At 65.4% G+C, this 19901-nt stretch carries 15 protein-coding genes and 2 pseudogenes; 6 read left to right on the top strand and 11 right to left on the bottom strand.

The annotated features are described in order from the left end of the window. The first annotated feature begins 132 nt into the window (after positions 1–132). Positions 133–552 carry a 3-isopropylmalate dehydratase gene (locus tag FAS41_RS19485; protein ID WP_138525092.1) on the top strand — a complete coding sequence of 140 codons (420 nt, stop codon included), beginning with the start codon at positions 133–135 and terminating at the stop codon, positions 550–552. 19 nt (positions 553–571) lie between these two features. Here the strand turns inward: FAS41_RS19485 and FAS41_RS19480 are convergent, their stop codons facing one another. Further along, positions 572–1009, bottom strand: a complete 438-nt coding sequence (locus tag FAS41_RS19480) for an HIT family protein (protein ID WP_045210424.1) — start codon at positions 1007–1009, stop codon at positions 572–574. A gap of 134 nt (positions 1010–1143) precedes the next feature. Here FAS41_RS19480 and FAS41_RS19475 point away from each other — a divergent pair, with 134 nt between their 5' ends. Continuing rightward, a complete protein-coding gene (locus tag FAS41_RS19475; RefSeq protein ID WP_138525091.1) occupies positions 1144–1848 on the top strand; it encodes a glutathione binding-like protein in 705 nt (234 codons plus the stop codon). On the opposite strand, the gene FAS41_RS19470 is transcribed toward FAS41_RS19475, so the two are convergent. The 6 genes and pseudogenes from FAS41_RS19470 to fadD1 all read right to left on the bottom strand — a co-directional run bounded on the left by FAS41_RS19470 (position 1845) and on the right by fadD1 (position 11203). Further along, positions 1845–2870, bottom strand: coding sequence for an AAA family ATPase (locus tag FAS41_RS19470; protein ID WP_138525090.1), 1026 nt, complete (start codon positions 2868–2870; stop codon positions 1845–1847). The genes FAS41_RS19475 and FAS41_RS19470 overlap by 4 nt on opposite strands. Next, positions 2870–3463 carry a nicotinamide riboside transporter PnuC gene (gene pnuC, locus FAS41_RS19465; RefSeq protein ID WP_138525089.1) on the bottom strand — a complete coding sequence of 198 codons (594 nt, stop codon included), beginning with the start codon at positions 3461–3463 and terminating at the stop codon, positions 2870–2872. The genes FAS41_RS19470 and pnuC overlap by 1 nt, the downstream gene beginning before the upstream one ends. A gap of 30 nt (positions 3464–3493) precedes the next feature. Further along, on the bottom strand, positions 3494–7582 hold the full coding sequence (gene hrpA, locus FAS41_RS19460; protein WP_138525088.1) for an ATP-dependent RNA helicase HrpA: 4089 nt from the start codon (positions 7580–7582) through the stop codon (positions 3494–3496). Positions 7583–7746: 164 nt separating this feature from the next. Continuing rightward, a pseudogene (locus FAS41_RS31480) lies at positions 7747–8346 on the bottom strand (methyl-accepting chemotaxis protein); the annotation flags it as partial. A 258-nt stretch (positions 8347–8604) separates the two neighbouring features. After that, a pseudogene (locus tag FAS41_RS31475) lies at positions 8605–9357 on the bottom strand (cache domain-containing protein); the annotation flags it as partial. Positions 9358–9517: 160 nt separating this feature from the next. After that, positions 9518–11203 carry a long-chain-fatty-acid--CoA ligase FadD1 gene (fadD1, locus tag FAS41_RS19450; RefSeq protein ID WP_138525086.1) on the bottom strand — a complete coding sequence of 562 codons (1686 nt, stop codon included), beginning with the start codon at positions 11201–11203 and terminating at the stop codon, positions 9518–9520. Positions 11204–11650: 447 nt separating this feature from the next. Between fadD1 and FAS41_RS19445 the strand changes: the two genes are divergently transcribed. After that, entirely contained in the window at positions 11651–11887 is a 237-nt protein-coding gene (locus FAS41_RS19445; protein ID WP_017522197.1) for an HP1242/YdcH family protein, read from the top strand. A 79-nt stretch (positions 11888–11966) separates the two neighbouring features. Here the strand turns inward: FAS41_RS19445 and fadD2 are convergent, their stop codons facing one another. Beyond that, positions 11967–13655: a long-chain-fatty-acid--CoA ligase FadD2 gene (gene fadD2, locus FAS41_RS19440; protein ID WP_138525085.1), complete on the bottom strand. Its 1689-nt coding sequence runs from the start codon at positions 13653–13655 to the stop codon at positions 11967–11969. A 306-nt stretch (positions 13656–13961) separates the two neighbouring features. Here fadD2 and FAS41_RS19435 point away from each other — a divergent pair, with 306 nt between their 5' ends. From FAS41_RS19435 to FAS41_RS19425, 3 genes are all read left to right on the top strand, one after another. Continuing rightward, a complete protein-coding gene (locus FAS41_RS19435; protein ID WP_138525084.1) occupies positions 13962–14915 on the top strand; it encodes an alpha/beta hydrolase in 954 nt (317 codons plus the stop codon). Further along, positions 14912–15382, top strand: a complete 471-nt coding sequence (locus FAS41_RS19430) for a MaoC family dehydratase (RefSeq protein ID WP_138525083.1) — start codon at positions 14912–14914, stop codon at positions 15380–15382. The genes FAS41_RS19435 and FAS41_RS19430 overlap by 4 nt, the downstream gene beginning before the upstream one ends. Before the next feature lie 142 nt (positions 15383–15524). Further along, complete coding sequence (locus tag FAS41_RS19425; protein ID WP_138525082.1) at positions 15525–16703, top strand: MFS transporter; 1179 nt, start codon at positions 15525–15527, stop codon at positions 16701–16703. On the opposite strand, the gene FAS41_RS19420 is transcribed toward FAS41_RS19425, so the two are convergent. Genes FAS41_RS19420 through FAS41_RS19410 form a run of 3 tightly spaced genes read right to left on the bottom strand, consistent with a single transcriptional unit; the run spans position 16684 to position 19739 of the window. Continuing rightward, the gene (locus FAS41_RS19420; RefSeq protein ID WP_138525081.1) at positions 16684–17541 is read right to left on the bottom strand and encodes an efflux RND transporter periplasmic adaptor subunit; all 858 of its coding nucleotides are present in this window, start codon (positions 17539–17541) and stop codon (positions 16684–16686) included. The genes FAS41_RS19425 and FAS41_RS19420 overlap by 20 nt on opposite strands. Before the next feature lie 13 nt (positions 17542–17554). After that, positions 17555–17764 carry a DUF1656 domain-containing protein gene (locus FAS41_RS19415; protein WP_138525080.1) on the bottom strand — a complete coding sequence of 70 codons (210 nt, stop codon included), beginning with the start codon at positions 17762–17764 and terminating at the stop codon, positions 17555–17557. Next, positions 17751–19739, bottom strand: a complete 1989-nt coding sequence (locus FAS41_RS19410) for an FUSC family protein (protein ID WP_138525079.1) — start codon at positions 19737–19739, stop codon at positions 17751–17753. Before FAS41_RS19410 ends, FAS41_RS19415 begins: the two co-directional genes overlap by 14 nt. Positions 19740–19901: the final 162 nt, after the last annotated feature.

Below are 19901 nucleotides of genomic sequence, written 5' to 3'. Positions count from 1 at the left end.
TGGCGGCGGCCGGGCACTCCAGCCCGACTCACATGTGCTGAAGACTACTCCAATTTCCCACAACGCGGAGGCAACCCGACGGAAACCGGCCGGATGGGCTAGCCTAGGCTGCATTGTCCATGGAGGAAGTCTATGCGTTCGATCCTTGCCGTCCTGTCCCTGCTCACGCTTTCCGGCTGTGCTTCGTACCAGAGCGATGAAGTCCAACCTGTGCCCGCCGACCGCCTGCTGGCCTACCAGCAACCGGGCAAGGACAGCGTCAAGGTCGACGTCACCCGTGACGTCGGCTACATCGGCGGCGGCTGCTTCGTCGCCCTCACCATCGACCATGAAATAGCCGCGCGCATCGGCAAGGGCGAGTCGGCCAGCTTCCATGTACCGGTGGGCAAGCACGTGGTCGGCATCATCGGCGACAAGGACGGCGACGGCCTTTGCAGCAAGGCCATGTTGCGCCGTGAACTGCTGGTGCCACTGGAGCCCGGCGGCAACAACGCCTTCCGCATCGTCAGCGACAACCGCACCGGTTTCGACATCAAGCCGGCGGTCGAGTAACCGCCGGCCTAGGTGCGCCTCAGCCGTTCAGGCGGGCAACGAGGCGCGCCTGCAGCTTCTCCAGCTCCCCCGCATCAGCCTTGTTCGCCGCGTGGATGCCCAGGCCTTCGCCGGCATAGCGCGGGACGATATGCACGTGGATGTGGAACACCGTCTGCCCGGCCGGCGCGCCATTGAACTGGGCGACCTGCACGCCATCGGGATTGAGCTCGTCGACAATCACGCCGGTCAGGCGCTGCACCACACGCATCACCTTGGCCAGCGCATCGGGGTCGACTTCGAGGATGTTGCGCGCCGGGGAGTTCTTCGGGATGACCAGGGCATGGCCGTAGGACTGCGGGAACAGATCGAGGAAGGCGAGCACGTCGTCGTCCTCGTACAGCTTGTAGCAGGGAGCCTCGCCACGAATGATCTGGGCGAAGATGTTCTGCGGATCGTAAGTGCCTTGCAGGCTCATGGTGGGTTCCTTTTCCAGTGACCGGGTGTGGGCCCGCACCATACCGGTTTGTCGCGCACGGGTCATGACCATCGGCGCACGGAGGACTATCCTGAGGGCCGACTCAAAGTCCCGCTCACCTGACCGGAGTATGCATGCCAGACCTTTCCGCGTTCCCCATCACCCGCAAATGGCCCGCCGAACACCCTGACCGCCTGCAGCTGTACTCGCTGCCCACGCCCAACGGCGTGAAGGTGTCGATCATGCTGGAAGAGCTCGGCCTGCCCTACGAGCCGCACCTGGTCAGCTTCGAGCGCAACGACCAGCTGTCCCCGGAATTCCTCTCGCTGAACCCGAACAACAAGATCCCGGCGATCCTCGACCCCAACGGCCCTGACGGCAAGCCACTGGCGCTGTTCGAGTCCGGCGCGATCCTGGTCTACCTCGCCGACAAGACTGATTCGCTGATCGCACCCGGCGCCAGCGGCCGCTATGAAACCCTGCAGTGGCTGATGTTCCAGATGGGCGGGATCGGCCCGATGTTCGGGCAGATCGGCTTCTTCAACAAATTCGCCGGCAAGGACTACGAGGACAAGCGCCCGCTGCAGCGCTACGTGGACGAGTCCAGACGCCTGCTGGCCGTGCTCGACCGCCACCTGGAAGGCCGCGACTGGATCATGGGCGAGCGCTACACCATCGCCGACATCGCCAGCTTCCCGTGGATTCGCAATCTGGTCGGCTTCTATGAGGCGGGCGATCTGGTGGGCTTCGAGAACTTCCAGAACGTGAAGCGCGTGCTCGAGCGTTTCCTCGCGCGGCCGGCGGTACAGCGCGGGTTGAACATCCCCAAGCGCGACTAAGGCTGCCAGTCCAGCGCGCGGAGAACCTGCTCCGTGCGCTGCTCCAGCGTCCCATACAGCACCTGGTATTCGATCCCGCGCCGTTGCAGCTCGGTGACGTACCAGGCCTGCTGCCAGCGGCGAAAATCCTCTTCGCGGCGCGTGCCATCCTGTACGAAGGGGAAGTCGTCGGCGCAAAGGAAAACTCGTGCGTAGGGGCGCTCGGCCAGCCGCTGCAAGGCTTCTTCGGCGCGGCCGAACATCGACTGGCAGTAGAGCAGCGTGGTCAGCGGCGAGGTATCGCAGAACAGGTAGCGCGCTGCTTTCGCGCACGCCTCCGCTTCCCGCGCCACCTGCGTTTGGGCGATGTGCAGCAGGTCGTCGTAGACCAGTGCCCCGCCCTTTTCTTCCCACAGTTCACGGCCGTACTCAGCCACGAATCCAGTCCCCGTCACCTGCGCCAACCGTTGGCAGAGACTCGACTTGCCGGTGGACTCGCCACCGAGGAAAACCACGCGATCGACGAAGTCCGCGTAGACCGTCGGCGCGAGGAAGCCGCGCAGCGTATGCACATCGCCTCGTAGCGCCGTGCCCGAGACCGGCACCGTGACGCGCAGGCGGTCCACGCTGACATGCCGCACCGGATGGCCAAAGCAGGTGGTCAGGTGGGCCGCGAAGCCATCGCCGTAGTCCTCGCTGGTGAACACCGCCTGCACGGTCTCACCGATCACCTCGCGGCAGAAGTCGGCGACGAACTGCCGGTGCAGGACTTCCGCCGCGTCGTTCGCCGGCAAGTCGGGCAACGCCTTGCCCGCCGATCGCCAGGCCGCCACCTGCCGGGGCGTGACAACCCAGTAGGGCAACTGCGGGAAGCGATCCTGCAGCCACTTTTGCCGTAGCACCGCCGGGCAGCCGGGCATTTCCGGCAGGGAATAGCACAGCAGGTAGAGTCGCTGGCAGTGCTGCTGCGCCCGGCGGATCAGGTGCTCATGCCCCAGGTGCAAGGGCGAGAACTTGCCGACGATCAACCCGGCCTCGACCATCAGGCCGGCACTCCCGCCACAGCCAAGCTACGGCCTTGCGCGCGCAGTTCAATGCGCCAGCAGTACAGGCCATACCAGGCGTTGAACCAGAACAGCAGGTAGAGCGCCGCGGTCAGGTACAGGCCTCGGGAGGCGTACAGGGGCACCGCGAGGCTGTTCACCAGCAGCCAGATGAACCAGTTCTCCAGGCGCCGGCGCATGAGCAGGAGCTGCGCCAGCACGCTGAAGGCCAGCACCAGCGAGTCGACCCACGGCGCGTAGGCATCGGTGAAATGGTGCAGCAGCCACGCGTATGCGGAGGCCACCACGAACGCCAGCAGCGCCATCGCCAGCAGGTCGCGCGGGGCGGTACGGCTGATCGGCAGTGCCGAGCCGGCAGCGCCACGCAGCCAGGCCCAACAGCCCATCAGGCTGGTAACGATGAAGAAGCCTTGCAGCACTACATCGGCGTACAACTGCACGGTGTAGAACATCCAGCCGAACAGCAGGCAACCGACCACACCCAGCGTCCAGGTGTGGACGCTGTTGCGCGCCGCCAGCAGCACCGCCAGCAGGTTGATCAGGTTGGCGGCTATCTCGAGATTCGACGGCATGGCTTCATCCTTGTGCCAGGGCGGCGGGCATCAGGCCTCGACCTGGCTCCATTGCTTGGACAGGCGCTTGTCCGACACCGGCAGCTTCGTCCCCAGTTGCTGGGCGAACAGCGAGACGCGGTACTCCTCCAGCATCCAGCGGTACATCACCAGTTCCGGGTCGCGCTTGCCTTCCTGGGCGTGCTTGGCCAGGCGCGCCGAGTACTGTTCCCAGTAGCCGGCCATCTCGCCGCTCCACACGCGATCGCGCTGGACCTGCCCGGCGACCTTGTCCAGGCGCTGCTCGACCGCCTTCAGGTAGCGCGGGTATTCCTTCAGCCATTCCAGCGGTGTGTCGCGCACGAAACCGGGGTAGACCAGCTTGGCCAGTTGCCCCTTCACGTCGTTGAGCGGCACCGTCATGGCCAGGTCGACCTTGCCCTTGAAGCGCTTCTGCAGGCCGTGCCAGAGCTTGAGGATTTCCAGAGTCAGGCGAGCGATGCGTTCGGCGTGCTCGGTCCAGGCACCGCGCTTCCTCTCGGCCAGCGACGCAAGCCCGGCGCCATCGCGCGGCAGGCTGCTTTCACCGTCGAGAATGGCGCTGTCCAGGCTGGCCAGCAGGATGTCCTCCACCAGCGATTCGACACGGCCCAGCTCACGGTAGAGCAGGCCCATGTCGGTCTGCCCCGGCAGCTTGCTGCGCAGGAACTTGGCCGGCTCGGCCAGCTGTTGCAGCAACAGGCGTTGCAGGGCGCGGCGGTGCTGGTAATCGGCCTCGGCCTGGGTCGGGAAGCGGTTTTCCTTGACCACGCCGGCCTCTTCCACCAGCGCCGGGTAGACCGTCATCGACAGCCCGGCGACCTTCTGCTGGACCTTCTCCGCCACCTCGCCAAAGCCCTTGGCCTCCACCGGTTTTTGCGGCTTGTCCGCCTGCGGGATCGCCAGCGCGGCCTGGCTGGCCTCGGCGAAGCGCGCGGTGAGTTCGGCCAGGTCACGGCCTTCGCCGAGGAACTTGCCCCGGGCGTCGACCACCTCGATGTTCATCCGCAGGTGGTTTTCCACCTGGGTCTCGGCTTCCGTCCAGGCCTCCTCCGGCACACGGCTGCCGGTCATACGCTGCAACTCGCGGCCGAGGGACTCGGACAGCGAACCCTCGGCGAAGACCATCTTGCCCAGCGCGGCGCGGACGAAGTCCGGCACCGGCACGAAGTTCTTGCGGATCGCCTTGGGCAGGCTGCGCACCAGCTCGATGCACTTGGCCTCCAGCAGGCCCGGCACCAGCCATTCCAGGCGTTCGGCGGGCAACTGCGGCAGTAGCGGCGCCGGTACGCGCACGGTCACGCCGTCACGCACATGACCCGGCTCGAAGTGATAGGTGAGCGGCAATTGCAGCTCACCCAGGCGCAGGCGATCCGGATAGAGACCGGCAGTGACTTCGCTGGCGTCGCGGGCGAGGACGTCTTCCTCGCGCATGATCAGCAGGTCCGGCTGCTGCTTGTGCTCGCGCTCGTACCACTTCTCGAAGCTGGCGGACTGGTAGATGTCCGCCGGCAGGCGTTCGTCGTAGTAGGCGAACAGGGTTTCCTCGTCGGCGAGGATGTCGCGCCGGCGTGCCTTGGCTTCCAGCTCATCGAGCTTTTCCAGCAACTGGCGATTGGCCGACAGGCACTTGGCGCGGCTGTTGATCTCGCCGCGCACCAGCGCCTCGCGGATGAACATCTCGCGGGACACCGCTGCATCGATCGGGCCGTAATGCACGGCGCGGCGGCCGATGATGATCAGGCCGTACAGCGTGACCTGCTCGTAGGCCACCACCTGGCCGCGGCGTTTTTCCCAGTGCGGCTCCAGGTAGTTCTTCTTCACCAGGTGCCCGGCCAGCGGTTCCAGCCAGTCCGGCTCGATCTTCGCGACCATGCGGGCGAACAGCTTGGTGGTCTCCACCAGTTCGGCGGCCATGATCCATTGTGGCTTCTTGCGGCCGATCACGCTGGAGGGGTGAATCCAGAAACGCCGCTGGCGCGCGCCGAGGTAATCGCCCTCCTCCGCTTTCTGCCCGATCTGGCTGAGCAGGCCGGAGAGGATCGCCTTGTGCACGGCGGCGTAGTCGATATCGCGGGCCTTGGTCTCGGGTTCGCCGCCTTTGTAGGAGCGAGCTTGCTCGCGAACCTGCTTCGCACCTTTATCGACGGCGGCTTCGCGACCTTTGTTGTCCTGGGATTTCGCCGCGTTGGGCTGTTCGCGAGCAATAGCGGTGGCGTCCCCCTCGCTCCTACGAGAGCCGCCCTCCGGCTTGCCGAAGGGCAACTGCAATTCCTTGCAGATCAGCGTCAGCTGGCGGTGCGCATCACGCCACTCGCGCAGGCGCAGGTAATTCAGGAAGTTCTTCCGACACCAGTTGCGCAGCGGGTTGGAGCCCAGCGCCTGGCGCTGTTCCTCGAAGCCGCGCCAGAGGTTGATCAGCGCGGCGAAGTCCGAGTCCGGGTCCTTCCACTGCGCATGGGCCTGGTCGGCAGCCTGCTGGCGATCCATCGGCCGCTCGCGCGGGTCCTGCACCGACAGCGCGCTGGCCACGGTGAGCACTTCCGGCAGGCTGCCCAGTTGCGCCGCCTCCAGCAGCATGCGGCCCAGGCGCGGGTCGATGGGCAGGCGCGCGAGCTGGCGACCCAGCGGTGTCAGCTGGCCCTCGCGGTTCACTGCCGAGAGTTCCTGCAGCAGGGTGAAGCCGTCGTTGATCGCCTTGCCATCCGGCGGCTCGATGAAGGGGAAGGCCTCGATGTCACCCAGGCGCAGATGGAGCATCTGCAGGATCACCGCCGCAAGGTTGGTGCGCAGGATTTCTGGATCGGTGAAGGCCGGGCGGCCGTTGAAATCTTCCTCGCTGTACAGGCGCACGCAGATGCCCGGCTCGACCCGGCCGCAACGGCCCTTGCGCTGGTTGGCGCTGGCTTGCGAGACGGCTTCGATGGGCAGCCGCTGGACCTTGGCGCGGTAGCTGTAGCGGCTGATGCGTGCTGTACCGCTGTCGATCACGTAGCGGATGCCCGGCACCGTCAGCGAGGTCTCGGCGACGTTGGTAGCGAGCACGATCTTGCGCCCCGGCATGGGCGCGAAGATCTTCTGCTGCTCGGCCGGCGTCAGGCGCGCATACAGCGGCAACACTTCGGTGTGGCGCAGGTTGGCCTTGCGCAGCATGTCGGCGGCATCACGGATTTCGCGCTCGCCGGGGAGGAATACCAGCACGTCGCCGGGGCGCTTGCCGATCTCGCGTTCGTGCGCGGCGATCTCGTCCAGCGCACGGAGGATGCCCTGGTCCACGGAGAGGTCGTCGAACAGCGCCTCGCCGTCCTCGTCCACTTCCGCCGCCAGCGGGCGGTACCAGGTGTCCACCGGGTAGGTGCGGCCGGAAACTTCAACGATGGGCGCATCGCCGAAGTGCTTGGAGAAACGCTCCAGGTCGATGGTCGCCGAGGTGATGATCAGTTTGAGGTCGGGCCGGCGCGGCAGCAGCGTCTTGAGGAAGCCGAGCAGGAAGTCGATGTTCAGGCTGCGTTCGTGGGCTTCGTCGACGATGATCGTGTCGTAGCGTTCCAGGTAGCGGTCGTGCTGGGTTTCGGCCAGCAGGATGCCGTCGGTCATCAGCTTGATCAGCGTGCTTTCGTCGCTCTGGTCCTCGAACCGCACCTGGTAGCCGACCAGTGAACCCAGCGGCGTACCGATCTCTTCGGCGACTCGGGTGGCCACACTGCGCGCAGCCAGCCGGCGCGGCTGGGTATGGCCGATCAGGCCGTGGGTGCCGCGCCCCAGCTCCAGGCAGATCTTCGGCAGCTGGGTGGTCTTGCCCGAACCGGTCTCGCCGGCGATCACCACCACCTGGCTCTTTTCCAGCGCGGCCTTGATCTCGTCGCGCTTGGCAGCGATCGGCAGGCTGTCGTCGTAGCGGATCTTCGGGATGCTCGCGCGGCGCGCCTCGACCTTGGCGCAGGAGGCCTGGAAGCGCTCTGCCCACTGGGCGAGCTTGGCGTCGTCGGGCTGCTTGCGCAGCTCGTGGAGCTGCCGGCGCAGGCGATGGCGGTCGCGGATCAGTGCGTGATCCATGCGCTGCAGGAGCTGTTCGGGAGTGGGCGTGCTGTCTGTGGTCATCGGCTTCGCTGGCGTATACGCGGGGAGCGGCGCAACGCAGGCGAGGCCGGTCCCGGAAATGGGGTGTCATGGCGACAATCCGTGGATTGTCGCAGAGGACCGGCACGGGCCGCCACGTTGAATGCGTCGCGGCCCGCAATGGCGAGGCATCGCGCCCCGCCGGATCAGATGCGGAACTGGCCGACCAGCTGGCGCAGGCGCTCTCCCAGGCCATTCAGTTCGGTCGCGGTGCGCGCGCCCTTGGCCGCGTCGTCGGCCACGCTGTCCACGCCACCGGCGATCTGGTGCACGCTGCGGTTGATCTCTTCGGCCACGGCGGTCTGCTCCTCGGCGGCGCTGGCGATCTGCGCGTTCATCGAATTGATGGTGCCGATCAGCTGGGCGATGGCGTCCAGCGACTGACCGGCCTGGTTGGCCTGGCCGCGGGTACGCTCGGCCATGTCGCTGGCGCGCTGCATGGCGCTCACCGAACCTTCCGTGGTGCCGCGCAGGCGGTCGATCATCTGCTGGATTTCCCCGGTGCTCTGCTGCGTGCGGCTGGCCAGGGCACGGACTTCGTCGGCGACCACGGCAAAGCCACGTCCGGCCTCACCGGCACGGGCCGCTTCAATGGCGGCGTTGAGCGCCAGCAGGTTGGTCTGTTCGGCGATGGAACGGATCACTTCCAGCACGCCGACGATGCCTTGCACGTCCTGCCGCAACGTGTCGAGGGAGTCGCTGCTGCTGCGTACCTCACCCACCAGATCATTGATCTGCGAGACGCACAGGTCCACCTCGCGCTTGGCCGCCTGGCCTTCGCGGTCGGTCTGTTGCGCGGCATCGGCGGCCTGTTGCGCGCTGCGCGCGACTTCCTGGGCAGCGGCGGTCATCTCGTTGATGGCGGTGGCGACCTGGTCGGTCTCGTGGCGCTGCCCATCCATTGCACGCTCGGAGCGCTGCGCCTGCTGGGCGACGTCGCCCACCAGCCCGGACAACTGGTTCGTGGTGCCGGCCACCTGCTGTACCAGCACGTGGATCTTCTCGACGAAGCGATTGAAGGAGCCGGCCAGTTCGCCCAGTTCGTCGTGGCGGCCGAGGTTCAGGCGGTGGGTCAGGTTGCCGTCGCCGGCGGCCATGTCGTCGAGGTTGTCGCGCACCTGCACGATGGGCTGGACGATGGTGCGGCTGAACAGCCCGGCAAGCAGGCCGATCACGACCAGCAGCGCCAGCGCCGCGCCGCCCATGAGCAGCAGCAGATTGTCGATCTTGGCGTCGAAGGCCGCTCCGGCTTCCTTCACTTCTCGCTCGACGTCGTCGAGGTTCAGCGAGGTGCCGAACACCAGGTTCCACTTGGGCAGGAAGTGGGCATAGCCGATCTTCGGCACGATGGCGTTGCCACCGGGCAGGGTGAAGCTGTAGCGCACGTAGTGCTGGCCGCTCTGGCCCGCCGCCACCAGCTCGCGGATGGCATAGATGCCATTGGGATCGCGATAGGTGCTGAAGTCCTCGCCCAGGCGCTCGTCGCTGGTGCCCTGGAAGACACGCACGGAACGGGTGTCGTAGCCCCAGAAGTAGCCGCCCTTGCCGTACTCGAGGCGTTTGAGGATCGCGATACCCTGCTCGCGCGCCTGGGCATCGCCCTGGGTGGCGGCCTGGTAGACCGGGCCGACGGCAGCCAGTGCCACGTCGACGAAGTTCTTCAGCTGGGCTTCGCGGTCCTGGGTGAGGTTCTCGCGGATCTGCGCCTCCTGCTGCGTGGACAGCTGGCTCAGCGCGACGGTGGCGATAGCGCACAACAGGACGGTCAGGATCAGGATCGGGACGATGGCCAGGAGCAGGACCTTGGCGCGCAGACGAAGGACAGTGTTCAAGGCGGATACCTCAGGCAGGGAGGGGGCGCCGCATCCTTGCGCGCATTAAAAAACCCGCCTTGCGGCGGGTTTCTTATCTATCGGCTCAGGCTCTGATTTTCTTGAGCTCTTCGTCGCGCAATTCGCGGCGCAGGATCTTGCCGACGTTGGTGGTCGGCAGGCTGTCGCGGAACTCCACGGATTTGGGACGCTTGTAGCCAGTGAGGTTGTCGTGCATGTGCTGCATGACTTGCTCCTTGGTCAGCGTTACGCCCGGCTTGGACACCACGAAGACCTTGATCGCCTCGCCGGACTTCTCGTCCGGGATGCCGATGGCAGCGCACTGCAGCACGCCCGGCAGGGTGGCGAGCACGTCTTCCAGCTCGTTGGGGTACACGTTGAAGCCCGACACCAGGATCATGTCCTTCTTGCGGTCGACGATACGCATGTAGCCGTCTTCCTGGATGATCGCGATGTCGCCGGTACGCAGCCAGCCATCCTTGTCGAGGATCTCGTCGGTGGCTTCCTGACGCTGCCAGTAGCCCTTCATCACCTGCGGGCCTTTGACGCACAGCTCGCCACGCTCGCCCAGCGGCAGGTCCTGGCCGTCATCGCTGATGACCTTGCACTGGGTCGACGGAACCGGAATGCCGATGGTGCCGATCTGGATGTTCTGGAACGGGTTCACCGACACCACCGGGCTGGTCTCGGTCATGCCGTAGCCTTCGCAGATGGCGCAGCCGGTGACGTCCTTCCAGCGCTCGGCAGCGGCCTGTTGCAGGGCCATGCCGCCGGAGAGGGTCAGCTTCAGCGCGGAGAAGTCCAGCTTGCGGAAGCCTTCGTTGTTGCAAAGGCCGACGAACAGGGTGTTCAGGCCGACGAAGCCAGTGAACTTCCACTGCGACAGTTCCTTGACCATGCTGGCCAGGTCGCGCGGGTTGGTCACCAGGATGTTGTGGTTGCCGGTGAGCATCATCGCCATGCAATGGAAGGTGAAGGCGTAGATGTGGTACAGCGGCAGCGGAGTGATGAGGATTTCGCAACCTTCGTTGAGGTTGGCGCCCATCAGTGCCTTGCACTGCAGCATGTTGGCGACCAGGTTGCGGTGGGTCAGCATCGCGCCCTTCGCCACGCCGGTGGTGCCACCGGTGTACTGCAGCACGGCGACGTCGTCGTTGTGCGGCGAGACTTCCTTCACCGCCTTGCCACGGCCTTTGGCCAGGACATCGGTGAGCTTCTGCGCAGTGGGGATGTTGTAGGCCGGCACCATCTTCTTGATGTTGCGGACCACGAAGTTGACGATGAAGCGCTTGAGCGGCGGCAGCATGTCACCCACTTCGGTGACGATGACGTTGCGGATGCCGGTCTTGGGCAGCACTTCCTCGGCCAGGTGCGCCATGTTCGCCAGGCACACCAGCGCCTTGGCGCCGGAGTCGTTGAACTGGTGCTCCATTTCCCGCGCGGTGTACAGCGGGTTGGTGTTGACCACGACCAGGCCAGCGCGCATGGCGCCGAAGACCACGACCGGGTACTGGAGCACGTTGGGCAGTTGCACGGCGATGCGGTCGCCGGGCTTGAGATCGGTGTTCTGTTGCAGGTAGGCGGCGAAGTCCCCGGAGAGCTTGTACATCTCGCCGTAGGTCAGGGTCTTGCCCAGGTTGCTGAAGGCAGGCTTGTCTGCAAAACGTTGGCAGGATTCTTTGAGTACCGCGAGGATGTTCGGGTACTGGTCAGCGTTGATCTCGGCAGCGATCCCCACTGGGTATTTGTCCTTCCAGAAATTGTCGGTCATGGAAGCCCACTCCTAAGCAACAGCTCATCTTTTACCGCGTTCGCGGTTCTTTGTTGTGTTTATGTCGCTTTCCCCAGGCTCGGGGAGCGAAAAGCGGGCCGAGATTATCAGCTTTGAGAAACAGCGACCAGCACCAAACACAGCCTTGTCAGTAAGAAAAATGACCAGAGACAGGCTTTCCGGTCACCAACCCTCCACTCGTCGGAAAAGCCCGTCCCAGAAGGCTCGCAGCCTTGTTGGATTGTCCGACAAAGTGGATTTCAGAGAAATGAAACCGGCAAAAAGAACGGGAAATGATCGTCAGGCCAGTCCCCGTGACGGGGTAGATCGTCAGAGTTCGATCCGGCGATTTCCGTCCCTCTCCTCGCGGCGCCTTCAATGATCTACCTCAACACTCTCCGGGGCGGGATCTCGCAAAGTGCTCCTGCACTCTCCTGGAGAACCCTCATGTTTCCCGAATACCGCGAAAAGATTACCCGTCTGAAGGCCGAAGACCCGCATTTCGCCAAGCTCTTCCATAGCCACAACGATCTCGACCAGGAGATCAAGAACATGGAAGCCGGCATCACCCCTGCCTCGCACGACACCATCGAGGCGCTGAAGAAGCAGAAGCTGCAGCTCAAGGACGATCTCTACGAAATCCTGCGCAAGAAGGAAGGCTGCTGTGGCGGCTGTGGTGGTTGACCGGCCCTGCCCGACAACCCGCCACCCATAAAAAAGGGGGCTGATCCAGGATCAGCCCCCTTTTTCATTCACGCTGGCCTCAGGCGGTTTCGCGCAGCTCCCGGCGCAGGATCTTGCCCACCGGGGTCATCGGCAGGGCGTCCTTGAGCACGATGTGCTTGGGCACCTTGTAGCCGGTGAAGTTTTCCTTGCAGTAGGCCTTGAGCTCCTCGACGGTCACGCCGCCCTCGCGGGCCACCACGAACAGCTTCACCGCCTCGCCGGACTTCTCGTCCGGCACACCGACGGCCGCGCAGTTGGCGACTTTCGGGTGGGCCATGACCACGTCCTCGATCTCGTTGGGGTAGACGTTGAAGCCGGAGACGATGATCAGGTCCTTCTTGCGGTCGACGATGCGGGTGAAGCCGTCCGGGTCGATCACCGCGATATCGCCGGTGCGCAGCCAACCTTCGGCGTCCAGCACCTCGGCGGTGGCGTCCGGACGCTGCCAGTAGCCTTTCATGACCTGCGGGCCCTTCACGCACAGCTCGCCACGCTCGCCCAGGCCAACGTCGTTGCCGTCGTCGTCGATGACTTTCAGCGCGGTGCCCGGCACCGGCAGGCCGACAGTGCCCAGACGCGCCGCATCACCGTAGGGGTTGGTGCTGACCACCGGGGACGTTTCGGTCAGGCCATAGCCTTCCACCACGGTGCAGCCGGTCATGGCCTTCCAGCGCTCGGCGGTGGCGGTGACCAGCGCGGTGCCGCCGGAGTTGGTGACCTTCAGGTTGGAGAAGTCCAGTTCCTTGAATTCCGGACGGTCCATCAGCGCGACGAACAGGGTGTTGAGGCCCAGCAGCGCGGAGAAGCGCCACTTCTTCAGTTCCTTGATGAAGCCGGGAATGTCGCGCGGGTTGCTGATCAGCACGTTGTGGTTGCCGTTGACCATCATGCACATGCAGTTCGCGGTGAAGGCATAGATGTGGTACAGCGGCAGCGGCGCGATCATCACCTCGTTGCCCACCTGCATCAGCGGCTTGCCGTCCGGGCCATGCTGCTGCAGACAGGCGTGCACCTGCTGCATGTTGGCGACCAGGTTGCCATGGGTCAGCATGGCGCCCTTGGCGACGCCGGTGGTGCCGCCGGTGTACTGCAGCACCGCGATGTCTTCCAGGCCGACCTTGACCGGCTGCAGACCATGGCCACGGCCCTGGCTCAGGGCGGCCTTGAAGGAGACGGCCTGGGGCAGGTTGTACTCCGGCACCATCTTCTTCACGTGCTTGACCACGGTGTTGACCAGCAGACCCTTGAGCGCGGGCTGCAGGTCACCCATCTGCGCCTCGATCAGGTATTCGATGCCGGTATCGGGCAGCACTTCCTGCACCAGCTTGCCGAACAGGTTCACGTAGACCAGCGCGCGTGCACCGGAATCCTTGAACTGGTGGCGCATCTCGCGGGCGGTGTAGAGCGGGTTGGTGTTGACCACGATGAGGCCGGCGCGCAGGGCGCCGAACACGGCGATGGGGTATTGCAGGATGTTCGGCATCTGCACGGCAATGCGGTCGCCGGGCTTCAAGTCGGTGTTTTTCTGCAGGTAGGCGCCGAAGGCGGCGGACAAGCGGTCCAGCTCGGCGTAGGTCAGGGTCACGCCCATGTTGCTGAAGGCAGGACGGTCGGCGAACTTCTTGCAGGAGCGCTCGAAGACTTCCACTACCGACTTGTAGGCGGTCAGGTCAATGTCGCTGGGCACGCCGGCCGGGCGTTTGTCGTTCCAGAAATCAGGTTGCATTTATTCTTGTCCTCATACCTGAGCGAAACCGAACCGTCATTGCGGTCATTCGACGGAAGCTAGCAGTTCCTTTGGTCATCGCAAAGACTCCAGGTAGCGTCATAGACTGCGTGAATCTTGCGCCACCATCCCGGCATCGCGCGGGATAGAGCCGGCGGCCGCCTAGGACGGGTCATACAGCGCGCCAGACGTACGCAGCGAGCAATCCATACAGAAGATGTCCCGGCGTGGCAGAATCGCCCCGTCTGGCCCGCTCCATGGCCCCATTCCAATAAGAATCGACGAACAAGAAGCAGGATGGACCCCATGCCCTACGCCGCCTACTGGCTCCCCGCCAGCGACGAGACACCGCTCTACACCCGCCACTGGGCGCCGGAAGGCCCGTCCCGCGGTGCCCTGATGCTGTCCCACGGCATGGCCGAACACGCTGGCCGCTATGAGCGCCTGGGCCTGGCGCTGAACGCCGCGGGCTACCACCTCTACGCCATCGACCAGCGCGGCCACGGGCGCACCGCCGAGAACGGCGAACTGGGCCACTACGCCGACCGCGGCGGCTGGGGCAAGGTGATCGGCGACCTGCATACGCTGAACCAGCATGTGCGCGAGGAGCACCCCGACCTGCCGATCATCCTGCTCGGCCACAGCATGGGCAGCTACATCGGCAGCGCCTACCTGATGCAGCACAGCGCCAGCGTAAAGGCGGCGGTGCTGTCAGGCTCCAACTACCAGCCCGTGGCGTTGTACAAGAGCGCCCGCCTCATCGCCCGCTTCGAGCGTTGGCGCCAGGGCCCGCTGGGGCGCAGCGCGCTGATCGACTTCCTGTCCTTCGGCTCGTTCAACAAGGCCTTCAAACCCAACCGCACTGCCTTCGACTGGCTCAGCCGCGACCCGGTCGAGGTCGACAAGTACGTCGCCGATCCGCTTTGCGGCTTCCGCTGCAGCAACCAGCTGTGGATCGACCTGCTCGGCGGCCTGGCCGACATCACCCCGGCTGGACACCTGTCGAGCATCCGCGCCGACCTGCCGGTGATGGTCATCGGCGGTGAGCGCGACCCGGTCAGCCAGGGCAAGCGTCTACGCGATCTCGCCCAGGCGATGACCCGGGCCGGGGTTCGTGACGTCCAACTGAAGATTTATCCCGACGCTCGCCATGAGTTGTTCAACGAGAGCAACCGCGACGAGGTCACCCGCAACCTGATCGACTGGCTGGCGGCACACTGCCCCGTCCCGCAAGTCGAGAAAACCGAGGAGCCCCTATGACTTCCGTGCAAAACGTCCCCTACGAAGAACTCGAAGTCGGCCAGAAGGCCAACTTCCAGCGCAGCGTCACCGAGCGCGACATCCAGCTGTTCGCCGAAGTCTCCGGCGACCGCAACCCGGTGCACCTGGACGCCGATTACGCCGCCACCACCCAGTTCAAGGAGCGCATCGCCCACGGCATGCTCACCGGCGCGCTGATCAGCGCGGCGATCGCCACCACCCTGCCCGGCCCTGGCACCATCTACCTCGGCCAGAACCTGAGCTTCACTCGCCCGGTGAAGCTCGGTGACCAACTGACCGTGGAACTGGAAGTGCTGGAGAAGCTGCCGAAGAACCGCGTACGTATCGGCACCGTGGTGCTCAATCAGGACGGCAAGGCCGTGGTCAAAGGCGAGGCCGAAGTCATGGCACCGACTGAGAAACTCGACATCGAACTGCCCGCCCTGCCGCCGATCACCATCGGCTGACACACGTTCCGGGGCCGTACCAGCGGCCCCGGAAACTTGTATACAGTTTCCCGCTCGACTACCCTGCCCCCGTTACTTCATATCCATCCGGGATAACCGAAGGCTTCGTGCCCGAAACCCCTCACCGGGAATCGGAGCCGCCATGGACCTTCGACTGCTGTTGCTATCCCTCTGCACCTTCGCCGCGGGCCTCGCCGAGGCCATCCTCACCGGCATCCTGCCGTCCCTTGCCAACGACCTGCACGTTTCCCTGAGCCTCGCCGGGCAACTCACCAGCCTGTTCTCCCTGAGTTTCGCCATCGCCGCGCCTCTGCTCGGCTGGCTTACCCGTGGCGCCGACTGTCGCCGGCTGCTGGTCATCACGCTGCTGGTATTCGCCGCGTTCAACGCGGGTGCCGCGCTGAGCCCCGGCTACGTTTCCCTGCTGCTGATGCGCATTGGCATGGCCGCCTGCTGCGGGCTGCTGATCATGCAGGCCAGCCTGCTGGCAGTGGAGCTGGCGCCGGCGGCCCAGCGCGGGCGCGCCATCGGTCTGATCTTCATGGGCATCAGCGGCTCGCTGGTGTTCGGCGTACCCGCCGGCGTGCTGGTCAACGACTGGTTCGGCTGGCGCTGGATCTTCGCCGCCATTGCCCTCTACTCGCTGCCGCTGGCCGCCCTGCTGCGGATCGCCCTGCCTCGCCGCACGCTGGACAGTCCCGCCAGCAGCGAGGCGTACAGGCGCCAGCTGCGCAGCCCGGTACTGAACCTCGCGCAACTGGTATCGATCCTCCTGCTGGGCGGGCACTTCACGCTGTTCGCCTACATCACGCCGTGGTTCCAGCAGGTCGCCGGGATCACCGATAGCCGGGGCATCGCCCTGACGCTGCTGCTGATCGGCTTGGCGGCCATCGGTGGCGGATACCTGGGCGGCTGGCTGAGCGATCACCTCGGTCACCGCCGCGCGCTGCTGGTGGTGCCGGTGCTGTTCGCAGTGGCGATGCTGGCAATCCCGCTGAGCCTCGGCCACCCCTGGCTGCTGCTCGGCGCCCTGATGATCTGGAGCACCATCAGCTGGATGATCTCGCCAGCGGTGCAGAGCTATCTGCTGGCCAGCGACCCGGCCAGCGGTAGCGCCGGGGTGGCGCTGAACACTTCGGCGATGCACCTGGGCGTGGCCCTCGGCGCGGCGCTGGGCGGCGCGGTGATCAGCCTGGCGGGCATCGCCTGGACGCCCTGGGTCGGTATCAGCCTGGTAGCGGCGTCGGTGCTGTGCGCGGCACTGTCCTGCTGGTTCGGACGCGAACCGCAGGCGGCGGGAATCAGCGCTCCTTCACGGTAACGCTGGCGGTCATGCCGGCGCTCAGGTGCACGCCCTCGGGCACCTTGTCGAGATGGATGCGTACCGGGATGCGCTGGGCCAGGCGCACCCAGTTGAAGGTCGGTTCGACGTTGGCCAGCAACTGACTGTCAGGGATCGCGTTGCGGTCGGTGATGCCACTGCTGATGCTCTCCACGGTGCCGTCGATGGCAATGTCACCACTCATCAGCACCACCTGGGCCGGCTGACCGACACGGATGCCGGGCAGCTTGGTTTCCTCGAAATAGGCGGTGACGTAGAAGGACTTCTGGTCCACCAGCGCCATCATCGCCTGGCCCGCCTGCACGTAGTTGCCCTGGGCCAGCCGCAGATTGGTGATCTGCCCGTCGCGCGGCGCGCGCATCTCGCTGCGGGTCAGGTTCAGTTGCGCCAGGCGCACCTGGGCCTGGGCTTCGTCGTACTCGCTCTTGGCGATGGATGCGTTGATCTGCGCGGTCTCCTTGTCCTCAGCGCTGATCGCCGCGATGCCCAGCTTGCTACGCCGCGAAGCCTCGCTCACGCGCAACAGGTACTGCTGGTGCCGGGTCTCGGCCAACGCCTTGGCCTGCTCCAGATTCGCCGCGTAGCGCTCGTGATCGATGCGCATGATCAGGTCGCCGGCCTTGACCTGCTGGTTGTCCTGTACGGCGAGGTCGGTGACCCAGCCGGACACGTCCGGGGCAATCACCACCACATCGGCACGCACACGTGCATCGCGGGTCCAGGGCGACAGCATGTAGTAGCGCCACAGCCAGGTGCCGGCCAGGATGGCGGCGATGACCAGGGCGATGGTGATGACTACGCGAAGGGTTCCGCGCATACAGCTTCTCCTCTCAAGGTGTTCCGCTCAGCGCCCAGGTGATCCCGCACAGGATCAGCACGAACAGAGCACAGTCGAACAGGGCTTCGTGCCAGATCTGGCGGCCGAGCGGCGTGGCCTGCAACAGCAGGCGCAACAGCGCGGTCAGCCCCAGGGCCAGCAGCGCATAGATGAACAGCGGGCTGATGTAGACGCCGCCCCAGCCGAACTCATGCAGCCCCATGGGAGTCCTCCAGACGGCACCACTGCCGCCAGGTGTGGCGCAACTGCGCCAACGCGGCACGGGCCAGACGGTTGGGTTCGTTATCGCCCTGCAAGTCGTGGGCGAGAGCCTCCTCCAGCGGCGGGCAGAGGCTTTCCAGGCGTTGCTCGCGGCCCTGCGCCGGCCCCTTCTCCAGTACTCCGGCCAGAGAGCCGAGGAACTGGTCGCGACGCTTGCGCAGTTGTCCCTGCGCTCCGCTGAGGCAGGAGCGCAGATGGATCAGTTCATTGCCCAGGTCCAGCGCCAGCAGGCCGTCCTGCCAGCGCTTCTGCTCTTCCCTGGGCAGCAGGGTGTAATGCCGTGCCAGGCGAATCAGGCGGTCGGCCATACGTCCGCCGAACCAGCTCTCGGCTTCCGCCAGGGGCCGCCGGGTCAGGCGCCCGAGGTCCTCGCAGGTGGCCTGGATCAGGCGGAGGTTGAGCCAGTCCGCCGGCAAGGTGAGCAGGCGGAACACCAGCACGGCGAAGCCCACGCCGATGACGATGCCCTGGGCCGAATTGAGCAGGTTGGCGAGGTCGTACTTCATCACGTTGCTCGGCGCCACCAGGGTAATGAAGTGGATCGAGAAGGATGTCGCCGTCCCCGCCAGCGCAGGCGTGGCCATGCCCAACAGGGCGAAGAACAGCGGCACGCCCAGCGCCAGGCAGAGCAGCGGGAAGCCGTTCCACTGCGGCAGCAGCCATTGGCTCACGACAGCCGCCGCCGGGATCGCGTAGAGGATGCCACGCAGGAAACCCAGGCCAATGGTGACGGCGTTATCGCGGTTGGCGAACAGACTGCAGATCACCGCTGCCAGCAGCATGCCGCCGGTAGCCGCCGGCCAGGCGGTGGCCATCCAGAACGCCGACATGCCCAGCAGCGCCAACGCGCTGCGCAGGCCGTAGAACAGCGCCATGAGCCAATCGCGGTGCCAGGACAGGGTGCCGGTGGCGACATCATCCACGCGCCCGTCCGCCACGGCACGCATGGTCTTTTCCGAATTCAGCGCCTTGAGCAGCAGCAGGGCGCAGCGGGTCAGGCAATAGCGCAGGTCGTTGGAGTAGCTTTCATCCAGGCCCGCCGCCTGCAAACGCTCCTGCAGCGAGCGCATGGCGTCCACCTGCGGGTCCTCCAGGGTGGCGCGCAGCTCCTCGAACCAGGGTTGCAGGCGCGCGCGGTCCTCGGCATCCAGCACGCTGCGCTGGCGGGCCACACCGCGCGCAGTGCGCAGCAGGCTGAGCAGGTCGCGGGAGAGAATCCGCAGCGCGCGCGAGCGCATCCGCCCCCGATAGCCCTCGAACCAGGCGTGATCACGTTGCACATCGACTTCGACGATCTTGCCCAGCGCCTGCAGCAGGCCCTTGATCTGCCGCGCATCGGCATCGATCTCACTGCGCGCAGCCTGCATGCCGGTGAGCCAGGTGGCGTGCGCCTGCTTGCCCAGGTTGGCCTCGACCCGGCGCGGCCAGAGAATCGCGCTGACGGCGGAAGCACAGAGGATGCCCAGGCAGATTTCCGTACTGCGCGCGACAGCCTGGTCGAAGACGTCCAGTGGGTGCGTGATCGCCGGCAGCCCGATGATCGCCACGGTGTATCCCGACAGCACGAACGCATAGGACACGTGGTTGCGCAGGCTGGTCGATGCCGCGGTGCAAAGGCCCAGCCAGAGCGAGATGGCCAGCAGGAACAGCCAGGGCGTCTGAGCGAACAGCGCTATGAACACCACCGACATGGCCGTACCGAACAAGGTACCGATCAGGCGGAAAAGGCCCTTGGCCACCACCATGCCCGACAGCGGCTGGGACACGATGAACACCGTCATCAGCGCCCACTGCGGCTGCTCCAGGTCGAAACGGAAGGCGCACCAGAGCGCCAGGCCGCCGGCCAGGAGGGTCTTGATCGCGAATTTCAGCGCCAGCGTATCCGGCGCAAGGAATGCCTGTAGCGTAGGTCGCACGCGGTCTCTCGAAAGGGTCCGGGTCTATCGCTTAAAGATAGTCGGCAAAGCGGATGACGGAATCGTTACCCATCATATTATTAGCAAGCTAACAATGTGTCATCCCGACTTTCGTAGAGGCAAAAAAAACGGGCGACCTAAGTCGCCCGAAGTGCCTTGCGT

It is taken from the genome of Pseudomonas nicosulfuronedens, assembly GCF_005877905.1.
Classification (GTDB): domain Bacteria; phylum Pseudomonadota; class Gammaproteobacteria; order Pseudomonadales; family Pseudomonadaceae; genus Pseudomonas; species Pseudomonas nicosulfuronedens.
This window is presented reverse-complemented; position numbering and strand designations above follow the sequence as displayed.